Below are 26,451 nucleotides of genomic sequence, written 5' to 3'. Positions count from 1 at the left end.
AACTAGCGCTTCTGCCTGACGATTTTTTCCTGGTCGACCTGGCCCTCGGAGATGGCTTCATGCTCCTCGTGGCCAGCGCCTACCAGATGGTTGTCGCCTTCGCCGAAGAAGCCCTTCTTGAAGTCGACGATCGCGTTCTTCAGCGCCGCGGCGGTGTCATCATCCAGAACGTTGGTCTGAGCCAGCGTGGTGAGGATGGAGGACTTGTGCTTCAGGTGCTCCAGGAACTCGGACTCGAAGCGGCTGATGTCCTCAACCGGAACGTCGTCCAGGTGGCCCTGGGTTCCCGCCCAGATGGACACGACCTGGTCCTCAACCGGGAACGGCGAGTACTGGCCCTGCTTGAGCAGTTCCATCAGGCGCGCACCGCGGGTCAGCTGCTGGCGGGATGCGGCGTCGAGGTCGGACGCAAACATCGCGAACGCCTGCATGTCGCGGTACTGGGCCAGGTCCAGCTTCAAAGTACCGGAGACCTTCTTCATGGACTTGACCTGTGCGGCACCGCCGACGCGTGACACCGAGACACCAACGTCAACAGCAGGACGCTGGTTGGCGTTGAAGAGGTCCGACTGCAGGAAGATCTGGCCATCGGTAATGGAGATCACGTTGGTCGGGATGTATGCCGAGACGTCGTTCGCCTTGGTTTCGATGAGCGGCAGGCCGGTCATCGAGCCGGCGCCGAGCTCGTCAGAGAGCTTGGCACAACGCTCCAGGAGGCGGGAGTGCAAGTAGAAAACGTCGCCCGGGTAGGCTTCGCGTCCCGGCGGGCGGCGGAGCAGCAGCGATACTGCACGGTAGGCCTCAGCCTGCTTGGAGAGATCATCGAACACGATGAGGACGTGCTTGCCGCCGTACATCCAGTGCTGGCCGATGGCCGAACCGGCGTAGGGAGCCAGGTACTTGAAGCCGGCCGGGTCGGAAGCCGGGGAGGCAACGATCGTGGTGTATTCCAGCGCGCCGTTGTCCTCGAGCGTCTGGCGGATGGCCGCGATGGTGGAAGCCTTCTGGCCGATTGCCACGTATACGCAGCGAACCTGCTTCTTCACGTCACCGGAAGCCCAGTTGGCCTTCTGGTTAATGATGGTGTCGATGGCAATGGCGGACTTGCCGGTCTGGCGGTCGCCGATGATCAGCTGGCGCTGGCCACGGCCGATCGGGATCATGGCGTCGATGGCCTTCAGGCCGGTCTGCATCGGCTCGTGCACAGACTTGCGCTGGGTCACGCCGGGTGCCTGGAGTTCCAGGGCACGGGTAGTCTCGGCCTTGATCTCGCCGAGGTCGTCGATGGGAACGCCCAGCGGGTCGACAACGCGGCCAAGGAAGGCGTCGCCAACCGGCACGGACAGAACCTGTCCGGTGCGGTGGACTTCCTGGCCTTCTTCGATCCCGGTGAAGTCACCGAGGATAATGACGCCGATCTCGCGGACGTCGAGGTTCTGGGCGAGGCCCAGGGTGCCGTCTTCGAAGCGAAGCAGCTCGTTCGCCATGACCGAGGGAAGGCCCTCAACACGGGCGATGCCGTCACCTGCGGTTGTTACACGGCCGACCTCTACGCGCTCTGCGTTTCCGGGTTCGTAGGACGCCGCGAACTCGTTCAACGCATTACGGACGTCGTCGGCGTTGATGGTCAATTCGGCCATCTGCAGTCCCTGCTCTCCTGTTTTCGTGATCATCGTTGCTCACGATGACCGGGGTTTCTATCAGTTAAGTTGTGCTTGTCCGGCTAGCCGGCCAGTTGGCGGTGCAGCTCGCCCAGGCGGGTGAGAACAGAAGCGTCGAGCACTTCATCGCCCACCTGTACGCGGATCCCGCCGATCAGCGAAGGATCAACCTTCGTGTTGATCTGGAGCTCACGCCCGTAAAGGGAGTTGAGCCCAGCATGCAGGCGGCTGGTCTGCGTCTCCGAAAGGGGACGCGAGACGCTGACCGTTGCAATCCAGCGCTGCTGGCGCTTGGCTGCAAGCTCGGCGAAACGGCCGACGAGCCTGGTTGCCTTGATGCCGCGGGGCTGCGACACTGCCTGGCCGATGAGGACCTTTGCTTCCTCGCTTGCGCCAGGAACCACCCTCTGGGCCAGTGCGATCTTTGCTGCGGCGCTGGCCTGCGGTTCAGACAGAGCACGCTGCACCTCGTGGCTGGAAGCCACGGCCTGGTTGAATGAGAAAAGGTCATTCTCAAGTTCTTCCAGCCCGGTGATGCCGGAGGCAGAAACGGCCGACTTGTTTTCTGCAACGGCGATGACCACCGTTGCGGCAAGCGTCTCGAGTGCATCGCCGATGTCTCGCGCCGATGCCCAGCGTGAGCTGGCCAGTCCGGCCGCGATCTCCACAGCTTCAGCGGAGACTTTGCCCCTGAACAGTTGCCTGATCAGCGCCGGCTTTTCCTCACCGCTGCGGGACGGGTCAGTCAGGGCGCGGCGCAAGCCAGCCGAGCTGTCCACCGTTCCCAGGATTCCGAAGAGTTCCTTTGCCAACTGCAGCGATGCAAACGGAAGCTTGGCTTCCAGTTCGGTCAGCGCCTTGGTCAGCGATTCGCTCGATACACCTGCCATTACTTTGCTACACCTGCGTTCTGGTTCTCCAGATCAGCCAGGAAGCGGTCAACGACACGTGCCGCGCGCTCGTCGTCGCTAAGGGACTCGCCAACGATGCGGCCAGCCAGCGTGGTGGCAAGGGTGCCCACCTCTGAGCGCAGCGACACAACGGCCGCCTGACGCTCGGATTCGATCTGTACGTGTGCCTGCGCAGTGATACGCGCCGACTCAGCCGCAGCCTTCTCCTTCAGCTCCGCAAGGATCAGGGCGCCTTCGGCACGGGCTTCCTCGCGAATGCGGTTGGCCTCTGCACGTGCGTCGGTGAGCTGCTGCTTGTACTCTTCGAGTGCTGCGGAAGCCTCGGCCTGGGCCTTTTCAGCCTTGGCGATGCCGCCCTCGATGGCCTCGGCACGCTCTGCGAACGTCTTCTCGAACATCGGGACAACAAACTTGACCACGATGAAAAAGAGGACAGCAAAGCCGGCGAGGACGACGCCCATTTCCCAGACATTGGGAACGAGCGGGTTAGCCGCTTCGGCGGTGGCGGCTGAGATGATCAGCTGATTCATTTTTCACCCGTCCTTATCTACTCGGTTCTGAATGTTCGCTTGGTTCTGAAGGTTTACTTGAGAACGAAAGCGAAGACCAGGCCAAGGATGGCGAGGGCTTCAGTCAGCGCAAGGCCGAGGAATGCGATCGGCTGCAGAACGCGCTGTGCTTCCGGCTGACGTGCCACACCGTTGATGTAAGCAGCGAACACGAGACCCACACCGATACCACCGCCGATGGCGGAGAGGCCGTAGCCGATGAGGTTGAGGGAGCCGTTGATGGAGCCTTCCATTTTTCTTCCTTTCAAGATGCCATCTCTGTGGCAGGTTGTTTGGGTTGCTTCATCCCCGTGAGGGGAAGTTTATGGGTGCCTAGTGGCTGTCGGCGTGGAGTGCGCCTTCAATGTAGATCGCCGTCAGCAAGGTGAAGACATAGGCCTGCAGCGCCATGATGAGCGCTTCGAGCATGTACATGGCGATCGCGCCGGCAAGGACGAGAACAGAGGTGCCCTTGAGCAGAACGTTCTCCTGCATGACAAGGTATTCGATTCCTGAACCGGCGATCATGACGATCAGGTGGCCGGCCAGCATGGTGGCAAACAGACGGAGGCTGTGCGTAACCGGACGGACCAGGAAGTTGGAGATGATCTCGATCGGGATAACGATCGGAAGGATGTACACCGGCACTCCGGACGGCACGGTGGCGAGCTTGAAGTACCTCAGGCCGTTCTTCTTGACACCGATGGCGATCCAGGTGATGTACACGATGACGGCCAGCACGTACGCGCCGCCAACATGGGAGAAGCTCGGGAGCTGGATCACGGGGATCGCGCCGTAGATGTTGTTCACCAGGATGAAGAAGAAGAGGCTGAACAGCAGCGGGACGTACTTCATGAAGTCTTTGCCGCCGATGATGTCCTTGGCGATGCTGTTGCGGACGAAGCCATAGGCCATCTCACCCGCGAACTGCAGCTTGCCAGGAACCAGCTGCTGCTTCCGCGCAGCTAGCAGAAAGAATGTAGCGATAATGACGACGGACAGGATTACCAGCAGCATCTGCTTGGAGAATCCGTCTGCCGCACCCCACGGCAGGATTGCCGGCAGGTGCATTTCTTCAATTCCGGGAGGAGTGAACTCTCCTGAATTTTGGGCCGGGAGCGCAAGCGCGATCAACGCGTTTCCTCTCTGCAGTGTCCATCGTTGGGCGTTGGTCGGGTTCCGGCGTGATTCATGTTCGCCCTCCCCCTCGTGAAATTATTTGGCATTACTGTTCCCATCCTCAGACGGGCCGCTGGCTGCACCGCTCCCACCAGCTGGATTTCTCGAACTGGTGAGGCCGTGCATATGGGACAGATAGAACCCTCCCGCAGCTCCAAGCAGAGCGCCTACGAGCACAATCCAGCGGGTTCCCCACAGATAATCCAGACCCCACCCTATCAAACTCCAGACGATGATTCCGCCAACAATGTAGCTAAATACGGCGATTCCAGCGTTGTAACCACCGTCACCATTTTCGGCTGACACGCCAGGAGCTCCGGTCCTTTTGCGAGGGTCACCGGACGCATTATTGTCGGTGCGGTTTCGCCTAGACATCAGGAGTGCCCCTATCGGGCTGGGGGTCGTTATAGATCTGCAGCCGGGCCCTGCTGAAACCATAGATTTCGGCGGCTTGCCAGACGACCACGGCGACGACTGCCCCGATGAGGAACCAGCGTCCGTGAAGCCATTCGGGCGCGCCGAGAGCGAAAAGAACCACCGCAAAGCCAATGACTTTGACGAAATACGTCGCTACGAACAGGCCTATGGCACCTGAGGGGTTGTTCCTGCCCACAAAGTGCCCGATCAGCAGGCTGATGGCAAAGAATGCCATCACCAGCAGACCGCCGAAGGAACTCGAAAATACGCCGACCCAGCCGTTGAAAATGAGGGCCACAATGCCCGTCAGGATCAGGGATGCCCCGGCCGCGGCCGAGCTGAGTGCCAGCAGGCCGAGCCAGAGGGACCGTGTGGGGCCGGAGACACCAACGGTTCCGTTGCCGGACGGAGGTCCGGACTCGGCGTCGGAGGTCATTCGATCCCAATCGTCAGGCCCAAGGGGTGGATTCTGTGCAGGGAAGACCTGCCCCTGAATTCTACACGAGATAGAAATATTCGGAAAAGCAGCGGTCTACCCCTGGGCATTGGTGCCACGGCGGCTCAAATACGGCCATGCCGTGATGAGCCCCATGCCCAAGGTCGCTACCAGGTCCACGGCAAGGACAATCTGCCAGGGGTACACGGCAAAGGCAAGGCCGCCGAAGGACAGAACGGCGGTCCACATGTACATCAGCATCACCGCGGTGCGGTGCGAGTATCCGATATCCATCAGTTTGTGGTGCAGGTGTCCGCGGTCGGCGGACCAGGGCGAGCGCCCCACGGCCGTGCGCCGGACCACGGCAAGGCAAAGATCCAGCAGGGGAAGGAAAAGCACTGCGAAAGGCAGCAGGATCGGGATGATCGTGGGAATACCGTTCACACGGTCGTAAAGCCCGGACGTGATCTGGCCAGTGGACACGACACCTGCCGAGGCCATGAGCAGGCCAATCAGCATGGCTCCCGAGTCACCCATGAAGATCTTCGACGGGAACCAGTTGTGTGGCAGGAAGCCTGCGCAACTGCCCACAAGGATCGCCGTCAGCAGAGTGGCGAGGTCGGAGAAGTCCGTCAGCGGAGCGTTGCGGTGGACCCAGTAGGCGGTGAGGAAGAAGGCAGCCCCGCCGATGATCGCCACGCCGGCGGCCAGGCCGTCCAGGCCGTCAATGAAGTTGAAGGCGTTCATCGTGGTAACGATGAGACCCGCTGTGAGGAGCACGTTGATGATGTCCGAGTCGAAGCGTATGGGTTCCGGGATAAACGGAATGATGGTCATCCGGACACCCCAGATGGCCACCACCAGGGCGGCTATGCTCTGCCCGATCAGCTTGATCCACCAGCGCAGGTCGAGGAGGTCGTCGGCCATGCCGACAAGCACGATGACGGCAGCACCGGCGAGGACACCCCACGGCGCCCCGTTGTGGCGAAAAATGTCCTTGACGAAGAACGACTGGCTGGCGACTACGAGTGCGACGAGCACTCCCGCGAAGATCCCCAGTCCGCCGAGCCGCGACACCGGGCTGGAATGCATGTCCCGGCTGCGGATGGGCGTGAACAGTTCAAGCCGGTTGCCGATGAGTCGGGCACCCCAGGTGGCTCCGTAAGAAACCATCGCCGCAGTCAACATCATGAGCAGGTACATGATCATGGCGTGGCCCCCTCTCCGCGAACGCAGTGCGAAAAGCGTCGGGGTGGCCAACCGGCGCCCGGGCAGTCACCGGCCCGCGGATCATGCCGGCGCAGATCGGGGGTTCGGTTCGGGGGACCATGGGGGTTCGTTAGCTGTGGATCTGACGTGCAATAAATGAAACTTCTCCGTCGCGCCATGCGCACAGACAGGCAGTGCATAGTGCCTGACAGGGCTGTATTACAGTGGACTCTAGTCAAGATACTAACGCCAACGGGTACATGGCTTCGCGTCACACGGCCTATCGCCGGCGGGGAACTTGCCGACGGCAGTGCTGAAAGGAACCCGCAATGTCAGTGTCGGTCGCAGTTGCCGCCGTGACGTTTGACCGTCCCCGCGAGCTGGCCGTCTTGTTGAAGGCCATCAACAGCCAGACGGCTGCCGTAGCCTCCATTTGCCTGGTTGACAGCGGCACTGTGCCGGCCCGGGATGTGGCCGAGCAGCACGCCAACGTGGACTATATCCGTTCGGAAGCCAATCTTGGCGGGGCCGGCGGGTTCTCCCTGGCCGTCCTCAAGGCCGTGGCCAGCGGTGCGGACTGGGTCTGGATGATGGACGATGACGCCGAGCCGGCGGACGCCGAATGCCTCGCCACGCTGATCCGCGAGGCCGAGTCCCGGGAACTTGACGCGGTGGTCCCGCTCGTGGTCGCGCCCGGCCACCCTGACCGGCTGTCCTTCTTCTTCCGGCTGGACGGCAAGGTGACCCACGACCGCGCCGCGTTGGAGAAAGTGGGGTTCCTGCCACAGGACGGGCATTTCTTCAACGGCGCGCTGATCCGCTCGGATGTTTTCTTCAAGGTGGGCCTGCCGGACATGCGCCTCTTCATCCGGGGCGACGAGGTGGACTTCACCATTCGACTGCGCAAGGCCGGCATCCGTTTCGGCACCGTGACGACGGCGGCCATCACCCACCCGCACGCGTTCTCCGAAACCAAGCACGTTTTCGGCGCCCGGTGGCACGTGATTGTTCCGGACTCGGCGTTCAAGCGCTACTACTACTACCGCAACCGCGGCTATCTGATCCGTCGCTACTTCCGCATCAAGTCCCTGACTGCCGACGTTGGCGGATACCTCGGCTACTTCCTGCGCCGCGGTGACTTCCGCGGACTGGCCGACTGGTTCCGGGCGTTTTCGACGGGCCTGCGGGGCAAAGGGTTCGCCCCGCTCAAGGACCAGAAGTTCTAGCCGTGCTGACGGTTTAGCCGTCCTGGGCCGGCCGGCGTTGCAGGCGGCGCCGGACCAACAGCCCCAGCAGCACCCACGGCTCGCCGAAAACGCGGTAGGCGACACGCCGGGGGTGCAGCAGAAGACGCCACGCCCACTCCAGGCCAAGCCGGCCGAGCCAGCGCGGTGCCAGCTTCTGGATTCCTGCAATCTGCTCGATGGCACCGCCCACGGCGCAGTAGACCGCGGGCGGCAGCGAGCCGAGGCGGCGCCGCAGCACCTTTTCCTGGAGTGGCATGCCCAGGCCAATAAGCACGAGCTGCGGGCGCTGTTCCGCCAGCCAGGCTGAGGCAGTTTCCTCAACGTCGTCGTTCCAGCCTTCGCCGGGCATGCCGGAGACGCTTGCCCCCGGCACGATGCTTTGCAGCTTCGCCACCGCGCGGGCGTTGGCAACGGGGCCCGCCCCGATGACTGCGATGCGTTCCAGCCCGCTGACCTGTCCAAGCGCCGGAATCCAGTCAGTTGACCCGAGCCGATAGTCCATGACGGGTCCGGAGGGTTTCCTGCCTCTCCCCCACAGCCACAGGACGGGAGCGCCGTCGATGAGAACGACGTCGCTGTTCTCATAAAACTTCCGGAATTCGGGTTCGGCATGGAACAGCGTCACGCTGTGAAGGTTATGCCCGACGACGGTCCGCGTGGTCCCGTCCGCCACGAACCTGTTGAGCACTCCGGTAAGTCCGGCGACGTCCAGCGGTGTGGCGTCCACCCCGAGAACTGGAATGGTCTGCCGTTGCAGGGTCATTCGGCGTCGGGCGCTATTTCGCCCGCTGGCCCGCTGGATGTCTTTTCGCCGGGCTCTTGTTCTCCGGATTCCGAAAGCTCATCCGCAGCCGGGTCAGGGACGCCAGCAGCCTCCGGCTCCGGAAGCTTCTCCGGCTCCGTGGTGGCCGCAGGTTCAGCAGACTCCTCCGGCTCCCCAGCGTTGCCGTCAATGTCCAGCAAGACGGGAACCACCTCCCGCAGCCGCTCCAGGCTCACCGCTCCCTCGCGGACCACCCGCAGCGGCAGCGACGTGGCGTCCACGATGGTGGACGGCATGGCGTCAGTTCCCTCGACGGGGCGGAAGCCGCCTTCCAGATAGACCTCCACCGATTCAGCGAGCTGGGAACGGGCTTCGAAAGCGGTCTGTGCCGGCGCCTGCCCCGTCCTGTTGGCGGACGAGACGGCCAGCGGACCGGTCAAGGTCAGCAGTTCCTGGGCCACTTCATCGGCCGGGATCCGGAGGGCGACAGTTCCTTTTGTGTCCCCCAGGTCCCAGTCGAGTGAGGGCTGGGCGTGCAGGATCAGGGTCAGTCCCCCAGGCCAGAACGCCTCGGCAAGCTGCCGTGCCTCCGGAAAAACGTCCGTGGCCAAACCGTCCAGGGCATTCAGCCGCGGAATGAGCACAGGAGGAGGCATGCTCCGGCCGCGGCCCTTCGAAACCAGCAGCATGGTGACAGCCTGCGGCGAAAAAGCATCCGCGGCGATCCCGTAGACCGTGTCAGTAGGGAGGACCACGCATTTCTTCTCGAGGATGGCACGCCGTGCGTGTGCCAGTCCTGCGGTACGCTCATCATCGGCCATGCAGTTATACGTAGTGGTCACTGCCCTATTCTTTCATTACTCGGAGTGGGGCTGTTTACTGCGCACGCGGCGCGGCAAGAAGGGCGCTGGTTGCCCGCTCCTTGCCGTTGAGGTCCAGATGCGTGGTGACGTCCGTCCACCTGCCCGCTCTGTTCAGCATCGCCACGATCCAGGCGGCCTGCACCTCGGCGTGTTCCATCACGAAGAAGCCCCCGGGGACCAGGAGCCGGGCAGCGGAAGCTGCTGCCGCCGTCGGAAGTTCCATGCCGTCCGCTCCTCCGCCGTAAAGGGCTTCGGGCGGGTCGTGCAGCGCCACCTCGGGTTCGTTGGGGATTGCCTCTGCGGGGATGTACGGCGGATTGGACACCACGACGTCGAACGTTCCGTTGAGTTCCGGCAGCGCGTCCCGCAGGTCGCCCCGAACGAGGCGGACACCAAGGGGCTGGAGGTTCTTCTGCGCCCAGGCATGCGCGAATTCGCTGTACTCGACCGCATGGACCTCGGCCTCCGGCACCTCATGCGCCACGGACCCCGCGATGGCCCCGGAGCCGGTGCCCAGATCCACCACTTTAGGGCGGAACACGCCTGCCCGTTCCAGCGCCCGGAGCCGGTCGATCACCAACTGGACCACGGACTCTGTTTCCGGGCGGGGAATGAAGACGCCGGGACCCACCGCGAGTTGAAGGTAACGGAAATGCGCCACACCGGTGATGTGCTGCAGCGGAATGCGGCGGGCCCGTTCGGCAACCAATTCCGCATAGCCCGCCGGCGCCGGGGCATCGCCCAGCATCATGGCCCGCAGCCGGCCCAGGCCGACGCCGAGCAGATGGTCCGCCAGCAGTTCGGCGTCGACCCGCGGGCTGGGGACTCCGGCATCGGCAAGCAGCGCCGTGGCCTCGCGGACGGCATCGGCAAGGGATTGGACCGTTTTGGCCATCTGGTGCTTGGACGTCATGTGGTTCAGTGGTTCCGGCTAGTCGCCGATGGCGTCCAGGCGTGCCTGCTCGTCCATCTCGATGGCCGACTGGATGACCGGTTCGAGGTCGCCGTTCATGACCTGGTCCAGGTTGTACGCCTTGTAGCCGGTGCGGTGGTCCGCGATCCGGTTTTCCGGGTAGTTGTAGGTCCGGATCCGCTCGGAACGGTCCATGGTGCGGATCTGCGACTTCCGCTGGGCGGAGTTCTCGGCGTCGATCTGCTCCTGCTGGTGCGCGAGGATACGGGCGCGGAGAACGCGCATGCCGGCTTCGCGGTTCTGCAGCTGCGACTTCTCGTTCTGCATGGCCACCACGATTCCGGTGGGAAGGTGCGTGATGCGCACCGCGGAGTCGGTGGTGTTGACGGACTGGCCGCCGGGACCGGAGGACCGGTAGACGTCGATCTTGAGGTCATTCTGGTTGATTTCGAGCTCTTCCGGCTCGTCCACCTCGGGAAGCACCAGCACACCCGCGGCCGAAGTGTGGATACGGCCCTGCGACTCAGTCACGGGGACGCGCTGCACACGGTGCACGCCGCCCTCGAACTTCAGCCGCGCATAAACGCCTTCGGCGGGATCGTTCGAGCTGCCCTTGACGGCCATCTGGACGTCCTTGTAGCCGCCGAGGTCGGATTCCGTGGCAGAAATGAGTTCGGTCTTCCAGCCGCGCGACTCCGCATAGCGGGTGTACATACGCAGGAGGTCACCGGCGAACAGTGCGGCTTCGTCGCCGCCTTCACCGCCCTTGACCTCAAGGATCACGTTGCGGGCATCGTCCGGGTCGCGGGGAATGAGCAGCCGGCGAAGATTCGCGGCCGCCTTCTCCAGTCCGGCCTCCAGTTCGGGAACCTCAGCAGCAAACTCGGGATCCTCCGAAGCCATTTCCTTCGCAGCAGCGAGATCATCCTGAATCGCATGCCACCTGTGGTACGCCTCCACAATGCCGTTCAGCTGCGCAGACCGCCGCCCCAACTTACGAGCCAGCCGCTGGTCAGCATAGACAGCAGGATCCCCCAGCTGCGCCTGGATAGCATCATGCTCATCAAGCAGGCCCTGTACGGACTCAAACATTTTCAAAACCTCTTTCGACTCTTACAAGTCTAGTAACTGCAAGGCGGGGTCACTTACCGCCCATTTCAACGGCCTTATTGGGCTCGATGTGACCCCGCGTTGCTTTTTGAAGCGGAGGAACCGGTTAACGCAACAACCGCCCGGGAAATTGGCGGCCCGGGAAGGGCCGCCAATTTTCGGGCGGTTACGCGGCGCTACTTGTCGTTATCCGACTTTGCACCAAGCGTCGTCTTCTGAACCTGCATGAGGAACTCGACGTTGCTCTGGGTCTCCCGGATCTTGTTGGTCAGCAGCTCAAGGCTCTGCTGCGTTTCGAGTCCGGAAAGGACGCGGCGCAGCTTCCACATGATCTTGACTTCCTCGGGAGAAAGGAGGTTCTCTTCGCGGCGGGTACCGGACGCGTTGACGTCCACGGCCGGGAAGATGCGCTTGTCCGCCAGCTGGCGGGACAGGCGAAGTTCCATGTTGCCGGTGCCCTTGAACTCTTCGAAGATGACCTCGTCCATCTTGGAGCCGGTCTCGACGAGAGCGGTAGCCAGGATGGTCAGCGAGCCGCCGTTTTCGATGTTGCGGGCTGCACCGAAGAAACGCTTCGGCGGGTACAGCGCTGCGGAGTCGACACCACCGGACAGGATACGGCCGGAAGCCGGTGCTGCCAGGTTGTAGGCGCGGCCCAGACGGGTCATGGAGTCGAGGAGCACAACAACGTCCATGCCCATTTCCACGAGGCGCTTGGCGCGTTCGATGGAAAGCTCGGCAACAGTCGTGTGGTCATCCGCGGGGCGGTCGAAGGTGGAGGCGATGACCTCACCCTTGACGGTGCGCTGCATGTCCGTGACTTCTTCGGGACGTTCGTCAACGAGCACCATCATGAGGTGGACCTCAGGATTGTTGGTGGTGATGGCGTTGGCGATGGACTGCAGGATGAGCGTCTTGCCGGCCTTCGGGGGCGAGACGATCAGGCCGCGCTGGCCCTTGCCGATCGGGGCAACCAGGTCGATGACGCGGGGCCCGATCTTCTTGGGGTCCGTCTCGAGGCGCAGTCGCTCGGAGGGATACAGCGGAACCAGCTTGGCGAACTCGACGCGGTCCTTGAGTTCCTCGGAAGTCTTGCCGTTGACCGACGTGACGCGGACCAGGGCGTTGAACTTCTGGCGGGCGGACTGCTGGCTGCGGTCCTCACCATCGCGGGGTGCACGGATGGCACCGACGACGGCGTCGCCCTTGCGCAGGTTGTACTTCTTGACCTGTGCGAGGGATACGTAGACATCGTTCGGGCCCGGCAGGTAACCGGAGGTGCGGATGAAGGCGTAGTTCTCAAGGACATCCAGGATGCCGGCTACCGGCAGCAGGACATCGTCGTCGGTGACCTCGACGTCGTCGACGTCCGGACCCTGGGCGCGTCCACGACGGCGGTCGTTGCGGTCGCGGAAGCGGTCGTTACGGGAGTTGCTGTCCCGGCTGTCCCGGCTGTCGCGGCTGTCTGACCGTTCGGTGCGGTCATTGCGGTCGCGGCGGTTACGGCGGTTGCGCCGGCTGCCACCATCGGCGTCATCACCATCGCGGCTGTCGTCACGGCGGTTGTCGTCGCGGCGGGTATCGCGGGCGCCGGCAGTTTCCGCTGAGTCGCGGCCACCGCGGGTGCGGCCTTCCCGGCGGTCAGTGCGCTGGCCACCATCGGCGGCCTCGCTTGCCTGCTCACGTGCCTCGGCACCGCGCGTTTCACCAGCACGGGTTTCAGCACCACGGGTTTCAGCACCACGGGTTTCAGGAGCGCGGGTTTCGGCGACGCGGGCCTCAGCACCACGGGCTTCAGGCGCAGCGGCCTCGGCAGGTGCTTCGGCGGTGTCTGTCTGCGGCGTCCCCGCGGCTGCCTCGCCGCGGCGGCGGTTGCGGGTACGCGGCTGGCGGCGTTCGCCGGCGCCTTCACCGGCGGCCTGCTCGGACGTTTCGGCAGCTGCCTGGGCGGCAGGGACCTCGACGGCGGCCGCGGGCTCGGCGGCTGGCTCCGCTGCAGGGGCGGATACCACTCCGTCGCTCACGGCGCGGCGGCTGCGGCCACGGCCGCGGGCACGGGTTCCTTCCTGTGCCGGGGCTTCGGCCGCTTCTGCCGGGGCAGCGGGAGCCGAAGCGCCTGCAACAGCCGCGCTGTTGTCGGTGGCCTTCTCCGCAGCCCGGGCCGGAGCCTTGCTGGCTGAAGAACCCGCACGATGCGCGGAAATGGCCGAGACCAGGTCTCCCTTGCGCATGCGGGAACCGCCTGAAATTCCAAGCTGGCTGGCAAGCGCCTGCAGCTGGGCGAGCTTGAGGCCGGCGAGGCCACTGCTCTTGGCGGGTGCTTCCGTCAACGATCCGGAAGCAGAAGATGTTGTGTCCACAGCTGGCGACAGCTCAGTGGTTTCGGTCACGAAGGATCCTTCCCCCTCGACGGCGTCCAGACTGGGAGCTGGACGCGATGATTTGATCTGGGCTGCAGTTCAGATCTGCAGCCGCGATTTCGGCCTTGCCGGATGGATTTCGGCCAGCAGGGCCGGATACTGATCGCCTTCAACGCTCCGAAATTAGGCGGGGCGGCGGACTGACAGTTCAGGTACAGAAATGATTCTGTAAAGTCCTGGGTCAGGCCAAGGAGACGGCACCGGAAAATACTGCGCATTACGAGATCACAGCAGCAGCAGATCTGAGCAGGTCCGGACCACGAAAGGCAACTGGGCCAAAATCAGGGTCTTTAGTCTGCACGGTCTATTGGCTGCAGGGCCTCTCGACTACAGAGTCGCTGTCTGACTGCAAAAACTGCGGTGACTGAATGCGGGTTTACCGCCGGTGCACTCCCACTTTAGCACCTTCGACGTCCACTGCCAGCTTCATCACACGCCAGTTGATGTCCGGAGTGTTTGCCGAGGTGAAAGCCCCGATAAAGTCCAGGACTGCCGCCGCCTCCGCTTCGCCGTTGGCCAGCACCAGGACGGTGGGCCCGGCACCGGACACCACAGCGGCATGCCCCGCGGCGCGCAGCGCTTTGATCAGAGCAGCGCTGGGCCGCATGGCCTCGGCACGGTAGCTCTGGTGGAGGTAGTCCTCGGTGCCCGCAAGCAGGAACTCCGGCTTGTGGGTCAGCGCGTGGATCAGGAGGGCGGCCCGGCCGGAGTTCATGGCTGCGGCATGGTGCCCCACCGATGCCGGCAGCAGCGCCCGCGCGGCCTCAGTGGACAGCTCGAAGTCCGGCACAGCCACAATCGGGATGACAGCCTCATCCACGGTGGCGCACGTGCTGCTGTACTGGTCACTGTCCTGCCAGGACAGTGCCAGTCCGCCGAATATGGCCGGGGCGACGTTGTCCGGATGCCCTTCGATCTCGCTGGTCAGCTGCAGGATCCAGTCGCGGTCCTGCTGCTCCCCCGTCGGAAGCAAGGCGTTCGCAGCCGTGACTGCGGCCACCACGGCAGAGGCTGAAGAACCCAGGCCGCGGCCGTGGGGGTTCACGTTTTCGGCGACGATCCTGAGGCCGGTGTGGCGGTAACCACGGCGGCCGAACGCGGCCTCCATGGCTCTGACCACCAAATGGCTGGCATCCCGCGGCAGGGAGTCTGCGCCTTCACCGCTGAGCTCGAAGACCAGTTCCCCGGTATCCAGGCTTTCAACGGTCAGGGCGTCGTGCAGAGTCAGGGCCAGTCCGAGGCTGTCATAGCCGGGCCCGAGGTTGGCGCTCGTGGCGGGCACCCGGACCGTGACCTGCTGCCCGGCCTGGATGGCGGGCAGCTGGGCCGTTTGCGGCAGCATGGTTACCAAGGCTATTTGTCTTCCAGTCCCAGTTCGGCGGCGACCGTCACGACGTCGTTGGACACCTTGACGGGCTGAACGTCGCTGCCGTCTTCGGTCCGCAGGGCCCACTGGGGGTCTTTCAGGCCGTGGCCCGTGACCGTGATCACAATGGTCTTGCCGGAGGGAACCTCGCCGGCAGCGTGCTTCTTGATCAGGCCCGCCACGCCGGCGGCCGAGCCGGGCTCCACGAAGACTCCTTCACGGGCGGACAGCCAGCGGTGCGCCGCCAGGATCTCGTCGTCGGTCACGGAATCGATGAAACCGCCGGACTCGTCGCGGGCGGCGATGGCGCCGTCCCACGATGCCGGGTTGCCGATCCGGATGGCCGTGGCGATGGTGTCCGGCTCGGTGATGGGGTGTCCGGCCACGAAGGGCGCGGCACCGGCAGCCTGAAAGCCCCACATCTGCGGGGTCCTGGTGGAAACGGCGGGAAGAGTGCCGGCTGTCTCGGACTCGAACGGCGCGGAGTACTCCTTGTAGCCCTTCCAGTACGCTGTGATGTTGCCGGCGTTGCCGACGGGCAGCACGTGGATGTCCGGGGCATCGCCGAGGGCGTCAACGATCTCGAAGGCACCCGTCTTCTGGCCCTGGATGCGGGCCGGGTTGACGGAGTTCACCAGGAAAACGGGGTAGGACTCACCCAGCTTGCGGGCGATGTCCAGGCAGTTGTCGAAGTTGCCGTCGACCTGCAGCAGGGTGGCGCCGTGGGCGATCGCCTGGCTCAGCTTGCCCATGGAGATCTTGCCTTCGGGAACCAGCACGGCACATTTCAGGCCGGCGGCCGTGGCGTACGCTGCGGCGGAGGCGGAGGTGTTTCCGGTGGAGGCGCAGACCACGGCCTTGGCACCTGACGCCACGGCGGCAGTCATGGCCATCGTCATGCCGCGGTCCTTGAAGGAACCGGTGGGGTTCATGCCTTCCACCTTGAGGTACACCTCCGAGCCGGTCAGCTCTGACAGCTTCTGGGCGTGGACCAGCGGCGTGCCGCCCTCACCGAGGGTGATGACCTTGGTGGATTCGGTGACGGGCAAACGATCAGCATATTCGCGGATGACACCGCGCCATTGGTGAGCCACTTAGACTCCTTCTACCCGCAGTACGGATGTAACGGAATTGATGACGTCCAGGCCCTTGACGGCCTCGACGGTCGCTGCCAGTGCAGCTTCGGTTGCGCGGTGCGTCACGATCCGCAGTTCCGCGGATTCGACGTTCGAGTCGGCATCGCGGTGGATGGTCTGGCGCATGATTTCGATGGAGACGCCGTGCTCGGCGAACAGCTGGGCAATCTTCGCCAGCACGCCGGGCTGGTCCGCAACGTCCAGGCCGATGTAGTAGCTGGTGTACACGGCGTCAATGGGCAGTGCCGGGACGTGCCCGGTGGTGGACTCGATGCGTCCGGGGCCCCCCAGGACGATGCGGCGCGCTGCCGAGACCAGGTCACCCAGCACGGCAGACGCCGTCGGGGTTCCGCCGGCGCCCTGGCCGTAGAACATCAGTTCCCCGGCATTCTCGGCCTCAATGAAGACGGCGTTGAAGGCTCCGCGGACAGCAGCCAGCGGGTGCTCCCGCGGAAGAAGGGTCGGGTGGACCCGGACGGACACGCCGTCGTTGCCGTCAGTGCCGGTCAGCTTCTCGGCGATGGCCAGCAGCTTGATGACGAATCCAGCCTCTTTGGCCGCGGCGATGTCAGCGGCGCTGACGCGCGTGATTCCCTCGCAGTGGACGTTCGCCAGGTCAAACCGCGTGTGGAAGGACAGGGACGCCAGGATCGCAGCCTTGGCCGCAGCGTCCAGGCCTTCGACGTCGGCCGTCGGGTCCGCCTCGGCGTAACCGAGCCGCTGTGCCTCTGCCAGGGCGTCGGCGAACTGCGCGCCGGTGGAGTCCATCTGGTCGAGGATGAAGTTGGTGGTGCCGTTGACGATTCCCAGGACCCGGGTGATGCGGTCACCGGACAGGCTGTCGCGGATGGGACGCAGGATGGGGATGGCTCCCGCAACCGCCGCTTCGTAGGACAGCTCGACGCCGGCTTTGTCCGCTTCTTCGTAAAGAGTGGGGCCGTCCGCGGCCAGCAGGGCCTTGTTGCCCGTGACCACGCTCGCGCCGTTTTGGATGGCCGTGAGGATCAGCGAGCGGGCGGGCTCGAGGCCGCCCATCAGCTCGATCACGAGGTCGGCGTCCTTGACCAGGGTTTCGGCATCCGTGGTGAACAGCTCACGCGGCAGTTCCACATCGCGTTCGGCGTCGAGGTTGCGCACGGCAATGCCGGCCAGCTCCAGGTGTGCGCCCGTCCGCGGGGCCAGGGCGCCGGCGTCGTCAATAAGAATCCGCGCGACCTGGGCCCCTACGTTGCCACAGCCCAGCAGGGCCACTTTCAGGGTTCGCAATTCGGTCATTCAGACTCCCATGTCGCGGTTGAGCAGATCTTCTTCGGTTTCCCCGCGGACAATCAGCCGGACAGATCCATCGCGCACAGCGACAACGCCCGGCCGGGCCAGATAGTTGTAGTTGCTTGACAGGGCCCAGCAGTAGGCGCCGGTACCCGGTACAGCGAGCAGATCACCGGCTGCCACGTCCTCGGGCAGATATACATCTCTAACAACTATGTCGCCGCTCTCGCAATGTTTGCCCACTACTCGGGACAGCTGCGCAGCCGCTGCGGAGGTCCGTGAGGCCAGAATCGCAGAATAATCCGCGTCGTAGAGCACCGGACGGGCGTTATCGCTCATGCCGCCGTCCACCGACACATAGCGCCGGGGGTGCGTAACGTCTTTCCCGGCAGATTCGGCGTCATTGGAGGCCGGAGCATCCACGCGGACTGTTTTCCGGGTGCCCACCTCATACAGCGTGAACGTACTGCTGCCTACGATGGCCCGTCCGGGCTCGATCGAGATCCGCGGGGCGGAAATGCCCAGTTCAGCGCACCTTGAACGGACGACGGCGGCCATCGCCTGCGCGATTTCGGCTGCCGGGCGGGGCGTGTCCACCGGCGTGTAGGCGATGCCGTAACCACCACCAAGATCGAGCTCGGGCAGCCGGATCGAGTACTTCTGCTGCATCTCGGCGAGGAAGCCCAGGAGTTTCTCCGCCGCAAGGGCAAAGCCGTCGGGTTCGAAGATCTGCGATCCGATGTGGCAATGCACGCCGAGCAGTTCGATGCTGGGATAGCTCGTGGCTGCGGCCACAGCTTCCTCGGCCGCCGAGAGGCCGGCGTGGTCTGTGGAGTCTCCGGCCATGGAGAGTCCGAACTTCTGGTCTTCATGGGCAGTGGCGATGAACTCGTGGGTGTGGGCGTGCACGCCCGGCGTCAGCCGCAGCATAACCTTGGCCGCCTCACCCCGTTCCGAAGCGATTTTGGCCACGCGCTCCAGCTCGTCCAGGCTGTCCACCACGATCCGGCCCAGTTTCATGTCCAGCGCGCGGTTGATCTCGGCGTCCGACTTGTTGTTGCCGTGCAGGCCGAGGTTGGCGCCGTCGATGCCGGCGCGGGCGGCTACAGCGAGTTCGCCGCCGGAACAAGTGTCCAGCCGCAGGCCCTCTTCAGCCACCCAGCTGGCCACAGCGGTGCAGAGGAAGGCCTTGCCCGCGTAGTACACATCCACTCCCCCGCAGATGTCGGCGAAGGCCTCGTCAAAGGCGTCCTTGAAGGCGCGGGCTCTCGCCCGGAAATCGGACTCGCTCATGACGAAAAGCGGCGTACCGAACTGCTCCTTCAGCCTGCTGACGGGAATGCCGCCGACGGCGAGTTCGCCGCCGGCGTTCCGTTCCACTCCGGCAGCCCACATGGACGGGTGCAGGGCGTTGAGGTCCGACGGCACCGCGAGCCAGTCCGGGGCGAGCGGCGAGGACTGGTTCAATGCATGGGCGGTCATTCAGTTCACATCCGTTCCGGCGCGGAAACGCCAAGCAAGTCAAGTCCGTTGGCCAGCACCTGGCTCGTGGCGTCATTGAGCCACAGGCGCGTGCGGTTAAGATCGGTGACGGCTTCGTCCCCCAGCGGGGCAACGCGGCAGGCGTCATACCACCGGTGGTAGGCCCCGGCGATGACCTCAAGGTGGCGGGCCACCCGGTGGGGTTCGCGCAGCTCCGCGGCCTTGGCCACGATGGATGGGTAGCTGCCGAGGTAGGACAGCAGCTCATTTTCCGTGGCGTGGTCCAGCAGCGAGGCATCGAAAGCGCTGCGGTCCACGCCGGCGGCCACGGCGTTGCGGGCGGTGCCGCGGGAGCGGGCGTGGGCGTACTGCACGTAGAAGACCGGGTTCTCGTTGCTGTGCTTCTTGAGCAGCTCCGGGTCCAGAGTCAGCGGGGAGTCTGCCGGGAAGCGGGCCAGGGAGTACCGCACGGCGTCCTTGCCGAGCCAGGAGATCAGGTCCTTGAGCTCGATGATGTTGCCGGCGCGCTTGGAAAGCTTGGCGCCGTTTACCGAGACGAGCTGGCCGATCAGCACCTCGATGTTGACTTCGGGGTCATCCCCGGCAGCGGCCGCGATGGCCTTGAGCCGGTGGATGTAGCCGTGGTGGTCGGCACCCAGCAGGTAGATCTTTTCGGTGTAGCCCCGGTCCTTCTTGGACAGGTAGTACGCGGCGTCAGCGGCAAAGTACGTCGGCTCGCCGTTGGCGCGGATCATCACGCGGTCCTTGTCGTCGCCAAAGTCCGTGGTGCGCAGCCAGACGGCACCGCCGTCGTCGAACACGTGGCCCTGCTCGCGAAGGCGGGCAACGGCACTTTCAATAGCCCCGGCGTCGTGAAGTTCCTGTTCGGAGAAGAAAACATCGAAGGAAACGCCGAACTCGGCCAGAGTGTCTTTGATGTCCTTAAGCTGTGCCCGGTACGCCGCCGCCCGGATCACCGGAAGGGCGGCCACATCGGTCAGCTCGCGAATGTCGGGGTGCCGGGTCAGGACCTCATGGCCGAGGTCGCGGATGTACTCACCCGGATAGCCGCCCTCAGGCACATCCCTGCCGTGGAGGCGTGCCAGCACGGAGTTGGCGAACACGTTCATCTGCGAGCCGGCGTCGTTGATGTAGTACTCGGCGGTGACGTCCGCCCCGGAGGCACGCAGCACGCGGGCGATAGAGTCTCCCAGGGCCGCCCAGCGGGTGTGGCCGATATGCAGCGGCCCGGTGGGGTTCGCCGAGACGAACTCCATGTTGACGGTGTGGCCTGCGAGCGCCGAGTTGGTCCCGTACTCCGGTCCGGCTTCGACGATCGCCTTGGCCAGCGCGCCGGCGGCGGCCGCGTCGACGGTGATGTTCAGGAAGCCAGGGCCGGCAATCTCCACTGCGGACACGCCGTGGATCGCTTCCAGGCGAGCGCTGAGGATGGTGGCGAAGTCCCGCGGCCTGGTACCGGCCTGCTTGGCCAACTGCAGGGCGATATTCGTTGCCCAGTCGCCGTGCTCCCGGTTCTTCGGCCGTTCCACGAGGACTGCGTCCGGGACGGCCGCTTCGGAAAGTGCGACCTCGCCGGCGGCAACGGCATCTTTCAGGCAGGCGGATATGGCGAGGGAGAGTTCTTCGGGAGTCACAACCCTAGCCTACCGGGGGGCCCGCCCTGCGGCGGAATTCCGGCGTAGGTGATGGCGCTGTCATGCACAGCAAACACTTAGCAGATTCACAGACTGAACCTTTACGCTGACTTGAGCGTCGTTCACTCGGCAAGTGCCCGTACAAACGAAACGAGACACCGTGAAGCCTTCCGTCCGCAAAAGCGTCTTCGCCGGCATGGCCGGGCTGTCCCTGGCCGGAACGGTAGCCGGCTGCGCGCCTTCCGCCCAGCCCGCCGCCCAGGAAACCCAGCCCGCCGCGACGTCGGCGAGCGCAGCGCCCGGATCGTCGTCCAGCGCATTGGCGGAGTCCGGCGGAGGCTACAAAGACGGCACCTACAGTGCCGACGGAAGCTACAGGTCACCCAACGGCACGGAGACCGTGGGCGTCCAGCTGACGCTGGCCAACGGCACGGTGTCCGAGGTCGAGATCACCGAGCACCCCTCCAATCCGAACACCCGCAAGTTTCAGGGTCAGTTCGCCAGCGGAATCGCGGAGCAGGTGGTGGGCAAGAGCCTTGACGAGATCAAAGTGTCCAAGGTGGCGGGTTCGTCACTGACCAGCGGCGGCTTCAACCAGGCAGTCGAAGAGATCAAGGCCCAGGCCCTGTAGGCGGCTGCAGGCGGCTTCGACGCAGGACATGGACCGCACGTTAAGGAGAGTCCATGCCGCACTCGGGCTGGCAGAATTTCACCTTTGAAGGAATAGGGACCAGCTGGGAGATTTCCACTCCCGCACCATTGGGTCCCGGGCTTCGTAGCCGCCTGCTCGCCGAGGTGGAGCGCTACGACTCCACGTGGTCCCGGTTCCGCGACGATTCCCGGGTAGCCCGAATGTCCGCTGCGCCGGGAACCTACGAATTTCCGGCTGAAGCCACGGCCTTGGCATCGCTTTACCGGATCCTGTATGCGCTGAGCAACGGTGCCATGACGCCGCTCATCGGGGGCAGCTTGGAACAGTTGGGCTACGGCCCCGGCTACTCCCTCAGGCCACGCGGCGCCTCCACACCGCCGCCCGCCTGGGACGATGTACTGGAATGGCGCGGGACCTCAATGACTGCCAAGGCGCCCGTCGTGCTGGACATCGGCGCGGCCGGAAAAGGCCAGTTGGTGGACCTCCTGGCTGAAGTGTTGGAAAGCCAAGGCGTTCCTGAGTTCTTCCTCGATGCGAGCGGCGACCTCTTGAACGGTGGAAACACGCCGCTGACGGTGGCACTTGAGCACCCGTACGACTCCAGCAAGGCGATCGGCACGGTTCCCCTCGCGCAGGGGGCTCTGTGCGCCTCGGCCTCAAACCGCAGGGCTTGGGGTGACGGCCTTCACCACGTACTGGACGGCACCACCGGTGCCCCAGTTCGGACGGTCGTGGCCACGTGGGCCATGGCAGGAACCGCGATGGAGGCCGATGCCCTGGCCACCGCCCTGTTCTTTGTTCCCGGTGAGGTGCTGGAGCGCCACTTCCGGGTTTCCTGGCTTAAAGTTTTTTCCAACGGCAGTGCGGAGTATTCCGCGGAATTCGAAGGAGCGCTGTTCACATGAGCCAGACAACCTTCCGGCCGCGGATGTCGCCGGCCACCGCGGTGGACGCCATGCTGGGCCGCGTGACCATGTACCGGCTGGTGCTGCTTGTTCTCGCTGTGCTCGCCGCGTACAGCCTCCTCCTCGACGCCCTTGGCTGGCTGACATTCGGCATTCCCCAGCTGTTGGCCCACCTGGCGTTGTGTGTGGGGCTGACTTACGCGTCCAACCGGGCACTGGCTGCCCTGTTCCGTGTCCAGCCCCACTCGGAGTCTTCGCTGATCACCGGGCTGCTGCTCTATTTCCTGTTCTGGCCTGCGCAGTTCGGGCAGGCGTTCGCCGGCATCGAACTGGCCGGAGTGGCCCTGGCCTGCGTGCTGGCGTCCGCGTCAAAGTATGCGCTCGCCTGGCGCGGGCGGCATGTCTTCAACCCCGCGGCGGCCGGAGCCTTCATCACCGGCCTGACGGGGTTGAATATCGCCACGTGGTGGGCAGGTACCCCGGCAATGCTGTGGTTGCTGGTTCCCGGGGTCCTGCTGGTGCTCTACCGCACGCGGAAAATGCTCATGGCCGCGGTTTTCACCGTGGTCGCCACGTCTATTGTGGCGGCAGGGCTGTTGCAATCGGGGGTGGACCCGGGAGGGGCGCTGTGGCAACCACTGGCGCAAAGCCCCATCATCTTCTTTGTCGGGTTCATGCTGACGGAACCGCTGACCTTGCCTCCTCGGCGGTGGCAGCAGCTGGCGCTGGCCGCCGTCGTGGGTCTGCTGTTTGCAAGCCCTTTCAACCTCGGCTTCGTGGCGAACTCCCCTGAGCTGGCCCTCCTGGTCGGGAATCTGGTGGCTTTCCCGGCCGGTCAGCGCGGAAGCGTCAGGCTGTTGTTCAGGCACTCGCGCCGGCTCACCCCGACGACGACTGAATTTGTCTTCGAGCCGCGGCGCCGCCTCCGCCACGCCCCGGGCCAGTATCTGGAGCTCGACCTCCCGCATGCGAAGCCGGACGGAAAGGGCCGCCGCCGTGTCTTCAGCCTGACAAGTCACCCCGATTCGCGGCACGTCAAGATCGGAGTGGGCACGGCCGAACCCGTCTCAGCCGCCAAGCAGAAGCTCCTGGCGCTCAAGCCGGGGGATGAACTCACGGCCACCACTGTGGGCGGGGACTTCGTTGTGCCGCGGAGATCCAAAAGCCCGGTCCTGCTGATTGCGGCGGGCATTGGCATCACGCCGTACCTGGCGCATCTCTCCGACGGCTCAGGCGGGCCGCGGGACACTGTCCTGCTCTACCTCGCCCGCAACGCCTCCGAACTGGCGTATGCCGACGAACTGAAGCAGTCGGGGGCCCGCGTCATTGCCCGGCTGGCCGACGGCTCGGCTCCCCCGGACTTCATCGAGGATGCGGCCGCCGGAGTGGAGAACTCAGGCGCGGCAGGCATCGAAGCGGCAGCAGCGGCGCCGATGGCCAGGCTGGACGGACCTGCGCTGCTGCGTCTTGTTCCGGACATCGCCCGGCGCACGGTTTTCATCTCGGGCTCACCGGCCAGCGTCGGCTCCCTGCGGCGTGCAGCCAGGCAGGCCGGCGCCCGCCGGATCCGCGTGGATTCCTTCGCGGGTTACTGACGCGGGCTGCAGCCGAGGGAGCGGTTTTCCATTCGAGGCCACCTTCCTGCTAAGCTCTAGGACGTCCAGCCGGGAACGGCAGGATCCCTGACTGCCCTCGTAGCTCAGGGGATAGAGCGTCTGCCTCCGGAGCAGAAGGTCGTAGGTTCGAATCCTATCGAGGGCACAGAACAAACCCCGTTACTTCCCGTAAGTAGCGGGGTTTTCTGCATCTCCAGTGCGCCTCCATGGATTGTCGGTGGCCGCTCGTAGGCTGATTCGCATGATCTGTTCAATCATTCCGCCCTACATGCTGCGGCGCCTTGCCGCCCAGGACTCGCCGCGGTACACCGCCGTCGCAAGGGCAGCCAAAGAGGCCCTGCTGCACGTGAAGTCCGTGCAGGCAGCCCGCGCCGCTCCCTCTGCCCCGGTGACTGCCCCTGGCATGAGGCAGCTGCAGCCGGCCCCCGTCAACAGATCCGTCTTCGACGCCAAATCCGGCGAATCGCTCCCCGGCCAGCTCGTCAGGAAGGAAGGCGAAGCGGCCATCGGCGACCCCGCCGCCGATGAAGCCTACGACGGGCTGGGCAGCACCCACAGCCTTTACGCGGAAGTCTTCGGCCGGAATTCCATCGACGGCCGCGGAATGCCGCTCAACGCCACCGTCCACTTCAGCAAGCTCTACGACAACGCGTTTTGGGACGGGCAGCAGATGGTGTTCGGCGACGGCGACGGCGAAATTTTTGAACGGTTCACGCGCTCCCTGAGTGTCATCGGACACGAGCTGGCCCATGGGGTGACCCAGTTTTCGGCGGGACTCGCCTACCGGAACCAGGCCGGCGCCATCAACGAATCGCTGTCGGACGTTTTTGGCGCCATGGTGGAGCAGTACTTCCGGAAACAGTCCACGGCCGACGCCAGCTGGCTGATCGGTGAAGGCCTCTTCATGCCGCAGGTTGAGGGTTCGGCGCTGCGCTCCATGAAGGCGCCCGGGACCGCGTATGACGACGACGTCCTGGGCAAGGATCCGCAGCCGGACTCGATGGACTCGTACGTACGCACCAGCGCGGACAACGGCGGTGTGCACATCAATTCGGGCATCCCCAACCGTGCTTTCTGCCTCGTGGCGCAGGCGCTGGGCGGGAATGCCTGGGAGGCTCCGGGGCAGATCTGGTACGAGACACTGACGGGCGGTTCCCTCCCGCCGACTGCCACGTTCAGCGTCTTCGCCAAGGCAACTGCAGCATCTGCCAGGGAACTGTTCGGTGCGGAGTCAGCGGAGCATGACGCCGTGCGCCTGGCGTGGGAAACTGTGAAGGTAAAGCTATAACCCAACGCCGGGAATGCGGCCGATCTGCGTTTCCGGCGGCCCCGGAATAACCAGGACCCCGCCATGAAAATTACAGTCGAGCGTAGCGGCGGGATTGCTGCGCTGACCCGCACCTGGACGGTTCAGGCCACCACGTCCAGCGACAAGAACCACTGGCAGCCCATCGTTGAGGCTTGCCCGTGGGATGCCGTGCCCGACTCCCGGCCAATTACCGAAGGGCAGCCTGATCGGTTCATGTATTCCATCCGCGCCGGTGAACACCGCGCCACCCTGCCGGAGAGGGCCGTCACCGGCCCCTGGCGGGTGCTGGTGGAGACAACCAGAGCTGCCGCGGAGGAACTGCGGACCGGCGGCGGGGCCGGTTTCCGGTCCTAGCCCGCCGAAGCCAGCTGGCCGCGGAATGCCCTGCGGTAGGACTGCGGGCTGGTGTCCAGCACCTTGGCGAAGTGGTGCCGGAGCAGCACCGGATGGCCGAATCCGGATTGCCTCGCCACCTCATCGATGTTCAGTTCAGTGGACTCAAGAAGCTCCTGCGCCCGCAGCACCCGCTGGGAATTCAGCCACGCCGCCGGAGTGGCGCCCGTCTCCGCCCGGAACCGGCGGGCAAAGGTCCGCGGGGACATGTGCAGCCGGGCGGCAAGTTCTTGGACGGGGTGCTCCTCGTCCAGGTTCTGCACCATCCACCGCAGCAGTTCCTCCATGGGCTGAGAGCCGCACTCAGGCATGGGCCTGTCGATGAACTGGGCCTGGCCGCCGTCGCGGTGCGGAGGCACCACCATGTCACGGGCTATGGCCGCGGCCACCGCGGCGCCAAACTCAATACGGACCAGATGCAGACAGGCGTCGATGCCCGCCGCCGTTCCCGCACTGGAGATGATCCTGCCGTCCTGGACGTAGAGAACGTTTTCGTCAACGAGGACCTTCGGAAACTGCGCGGCAAGCTCGCCGGAGTAGTGCCAGTGCGTGGTGCACCGGCGCCCATCCAGCAGCCCTGCCCTTGCCAGCGCAAAGGCCCCTGAGCAGATGGACATGACCCAGGCCCCGCGGTCGTGGGCAGCCCGCAGGGCTTCCAGCACTTCCTCGGAAACATCCTCCTCCCGGCCGTACGGCGTCATGATCACCAGGTCCGCGTCCGCGGCCGCCTCCAGGCCAAGACTGACGTTCATGGTCAGGCCGGTCTTGAGCGGGATGTCGCCGGGCACTGGCGTGCAGACCCGGAAATCAAACTCGGGCACACCGGCTCCGCGGCCGGACCGGTCAATGCCGAACACTTCAAACGCGGTGCCGAACTCAAAGATCGAGAAGTTGGGAACCACGATCACAGCTACTGATTTAAGCATGAATCCAGTATGGCAGAAATTTGCACTTTTTAGGCATTTCTGCCACTTTTTTCCGAGGCCGGCTA

At 64.6% G+C, this 26,451-nt stretch carries 25 protein-coding genes and 1 tRNA gene; 7 read left to right on the top strand and 19 right to left on the bottom strand.

The window, feature by feature from the left end; all coding sequences use genetic code 11:
• Positions 1-2: 2 nt before the first annotated feature.
• From atpA to AC1DDG_RS01460, 8 genes are all read right to left on the bottom strand, one after another.
• Positions 3-1,640 carry a F0F1 ATP synthase subunit alpha gene (gene atpA, locus AC1DDG_RS01495; protein ID WP_230117051.1) on the bottom strand — a complete coding sequence of 546 codons (1,638 nt, stop codon included), beginning with the start codon at positions 1,638-1,640 and terminating at the stop codon, positions 3-5.
• 83 nt (positions 1,641-1,723) lie between these two features.
• Entirely contained in the window at positions 1,724-2,551 is an 828-nt protein-coding gene (locus AC1DDG_RS01490; RefSeq protein WP_230116904.1) for a F0F1 ATP synthase subunit delta, read from the bottom strand.
• Positions 2,551-3,102 carry a F0F1 ATP synthase subunit B gene (locus AC1DDG_RS01485; RefSeq protein WP_230116905.1) on the bottom strand — a complete coding sequence of 184 codons (552 nt, stop codon included), beginning with the start codon at positions 3,100-3,102 and terminating at the stop codon, positions 2,551-2,553. Before AC1DDG_RS01485 ends, AC1DDG_RS01490 begins: the two co-directional genes overlap by 1 nt.
• A gap of 53 nt (positions 3,103-3,155) precedes the next feature.
• Entirely contained in the window at positions 3,156-3,374 is a 219-nt protein-coding gene (atpE, locus tag AC1DDG_RS01480) for an ATP synthase F0 subunit C (protein WP_003804776.1), read from the bottom strand.
• Between the two features lie 79 nt (positions 3,375-3,453).
• Positions 3,454-4,254: a F0F1 ATP synthase subunit A gene (gene atpB / locus AC1DDG_RS01475; RefSeq protein WP_230116906.1), complete on the bottom strand. Its 801-nt coding sequence runs from the start codon at positions 4,252-4,254 to the stop codon at positions 3,454-3,456.
• A gap of 81 nt (positions 4,255-4,335) precedes the next feature.
• Positions 4,336-4,674, bottom strand: coding sequence for an AtpZ/AtpI family protein (locus AC1DDG_RS01470; RefSeq protein WP_476874694.1), 339 nt, complete (start codon positions 4,672-4,674; stop codon positions 4,336-4,338).
• Complete coding sequence (locus tag AC1DDG_RS01465; protein WP_476874693.1) at positions 4,667-5,152, bottom strand: hypothetical protein; 486 nt, start codon at positions 5,150-5,152, stop codon at positions 4,667-4,669. Before AC1DDG_RS01465 ends, AC1DDG_RS01470 begins: the two co-directional genes overlap by 8 nt.
• A 96-nt stretch (positions 5,153-5,248) precedes the next feature.
• A complete protein-coding gene (locus tag AC1DDG_RS01460; protein WP_476874692.1) occupies positions 5,249-6,361 on the bottom strand; it encodes an MraY family glycosyltransferase in 1,113 nt (370 codons plus the stop codon).
• 329 nt (positions 6,362-6,690) lie between these two features.
• Here AC1DDG_RS01460 and AC1DDG_RS01455 point away from each other — a divergent pair, with 329 nt between their 5' ends.
• Positions 6,691-7,587, top strand: a complete 897-nt coding sequence (locus AC1DDG_RS01455) for a glycosyltransferase (RefSeq protein ID WP_476874691.1) — start codon at positions 6,691-6,693, stop codon at positions 7,585-7,587.
• A gap of 13 nt (positions 7,588-7,600) precedes the next feature.
• On the opposite strand, the gene AC1DDG_RS01450 is transcribed toward AC1DDG_RS01455, so the two are convergent.
• From AC1DDG_RS01450 to argS, 10 genes are all read right to left on the bottom strand, one after another.
• Entirely contained in the window at positions 7,601-8,371 is a 771-nt protein-coding gene (locus AC1DDG_RS01450; protein ID WP_476874690.1) for a WecB/TagA/CpsF family glycosyltransferase, read from the bottom strand.
• The gene (locus tag AC1DDG_RS01445) at positions 8,368-9,213 is read right to left on the bottom strand and encodes an L-threonylcarbamoyladenylate synthase (protein ID WP_476874689.1); all 846 of its coding nucleotides are present in this window, start codon (positions 9,211-9,213) and stop codon (positions 8,368-8,370) included. The genes AC1DDG_RS01450 and AC1DDG_RS01445 overlap by 4 nt, the downstream gene beginning before the upstream one ends.
• 34 nt (positions 9,214-9,247) lie before the next feature.
• Entirely contained in the window at positions 9,248-10,147 is a 900-nt protein-coding gene (prmC, locus tag AC1DDG_RS01440) for a peptide chain release factor N(5)-glutamine methyltransferase (protein ID WP_476874688.1), read from the bottom strand.
• An 18-nt stretch (positions 10,148-10,165) separates the two neighbouring features.
• Entirely contained in the window at positions 10,166-11,239 is a 1,074-nt protein-coding gene (prfA, locus tag AC1DDG_RS01435) for a peptide chain release factor 1 (RefSeq protein ID WP_476874687.1), read from the bottom strand.
• Positions 11,240-11,433: 194 nt separating this feature from the next.
• Positions 11,434-13,647, bottom strand: a complete 2,214-nt coding sequence (rho, locus tag AC1DDG_RS01430) for a transcription termination factor Rho (protein ID WP_476874686.1) — start codon at positions 13,645-13,647, stop codon at positions 11,434-11,436.
• A 406-nt stretch (positions 13,648-14,053) separates the two neighbouring features.
• Positions 14,054-15,019: a homoserine kinase gene (gene thrB, locus AC1DDG_RS01425; protein ID WP_476874685.1), complete on the bottom strand. Its 966-nt coding sequence runs from the start codon at positions 15,017-15,019 to the stop codon at positions 14,054-14,056.
• An 11-nt stretch (positions 15,020-15,030) separates the two neighbouring features.
• Positions 15,031-16,137 (bottom strand): threonine synthase, encoded by a 1,107-nt coding sequence (gene thrC / locus AC1DDG_RS01420; protein WP_476874684.1) that lies wholly within the window; start codon positions 16,135-16,137, stop codon positions 15,031-15,033.
• Positions 16,138-17,454 (bottom strand): homoserine dehydrogenase, encoded by a 1,317-nt coding sequence (locus AC1DDG_RS01415; protein ID WP_476874683.1) that lies wholly within the window; start codon positions 17,452-17,454, stop codon positions 16,138-16,140.
• Positions 17,455-18,930, bottom strand: a complete 1,476-nt coding sequence (gene lysA / locus AC1DDG_RS01410) for a diaminopimelate decarboxylase (protein WP_476874682.1) — start codon at positions 18,928-18,930, stop codon at positions 17,455-17,457.
• A gap of 5 nt (positions 18,931-18,935) precedes the next feature.
• Positions 18,936-20,585: an arginine--tRNA ligase gene (argS, locus tag AC1DDG_RS01405; RefSeq protein WP_230116920.1), complete on the bottom strand. Its 1,650-nt coding sequence runs from the start codon at positions 20,583-20,585 to the stop codon at positions 18,936-18,938.
• A gap of 160 nt (positions 20,586-20,745) precedes the next feature.
• Here argS and AC1DDG_RS01400 point away from each other — a divergent pair, with 160 nt between their 5' ends.
• The 6 genes from AC1DDG_RS01400 (at position 20,746) to AC1DDG_RS01375 (ending at position 25,421) form a co-directional block, all read left to right on the top strand.
• Complete coding sequence (locus AC1DDG_RS01400; RefSeq protein ID WP_476874681.1) at positions 20,746-21,216, top strand: FMN-binding protein; 471 nt, start codon at positions 20,746-20,748, stop codon at positions 21,214-21,216.
• A gap of 53 nt (positions 21,217-21,269) precedes the next feature.
• Positions 21,270-22,142 carry an FAD:protein FMN transferase gene (locus AC1DDG_RS01395; protein ID WP_476874680.1) on the top strand — a complete coding sequence of 291 codons (873 nt, stop codon included), beginning with the start codon at positions 21,270-21,272 and terminating at the stop codon, positions 22,140-22,142.
• Positions 22,139-23,737, top strand: coding sequence for a ferredoxin--NADP reductase (locus AC1DDG_RS01390; protein WP_476874679.1), 1,599 nt, complete (start codon positions 22,139-22,141; stop codon positions 23,735-23,737). Before AC1DDG_RS01395 ends, AC1DDG_RS01390 begins: the two co-directional genes overlap by 4 nt.
• A 93-nt stretch (positions 23,738-23,830) precedes the next feature.
• Positions 23,831-23,903, top strand: a tRNA-Arg gene (locus tag AC1DDG_RS01385).
• Between the two features lie 96 nt (positions 23,904-23,999).
• A complete protein-coding gene (locus AC1DDG_RS01380; protein ID WP_476874678.1) occupies positions 24,000-25,046 on the top strand; it encodes a M4 family metallopeptidase in 1,047 nt (348 codons plus the stop codon).
• Between the two features lie 63 nt (positions 25,047-25,109).
• Complete coding sequence (locus AC1DDG_RS01375; RefSeq protein WP_476874677.1) at positions 25,110-25,421, top strand: protealysin inhibitor emfourin; 312 nt, start codon at positions 25,110-25,112, stop codon at positions 25,419-25,421.
• Here AC1DDG_RS01375 and AC1DDG_RS01370 read toward each other — a convergent pair.
• Positions 25,418-26,386, bottom strand: a complete 969-nt coding sequence (locus AC1DDG_RS01370; RefSeq protein WP_476874676.1) for a GlxA family transcriptional regulator — start codon at positions 26,384-26,386, stop codon at positions 25,418-25,420. The genes AC1DDG_RS01375 and AC1DDG_RS01370 overlap by 4 nt on opposite strands.
• Positions 26,387-26,451: the final 65 nt, after the last annotated feature.

Source organism: Arthrobacter sp. 10L430, from assembly GCF_056395245.1.
This window is presented reverse-complemented; position numbering and strand designations above follow the sequence as displayed.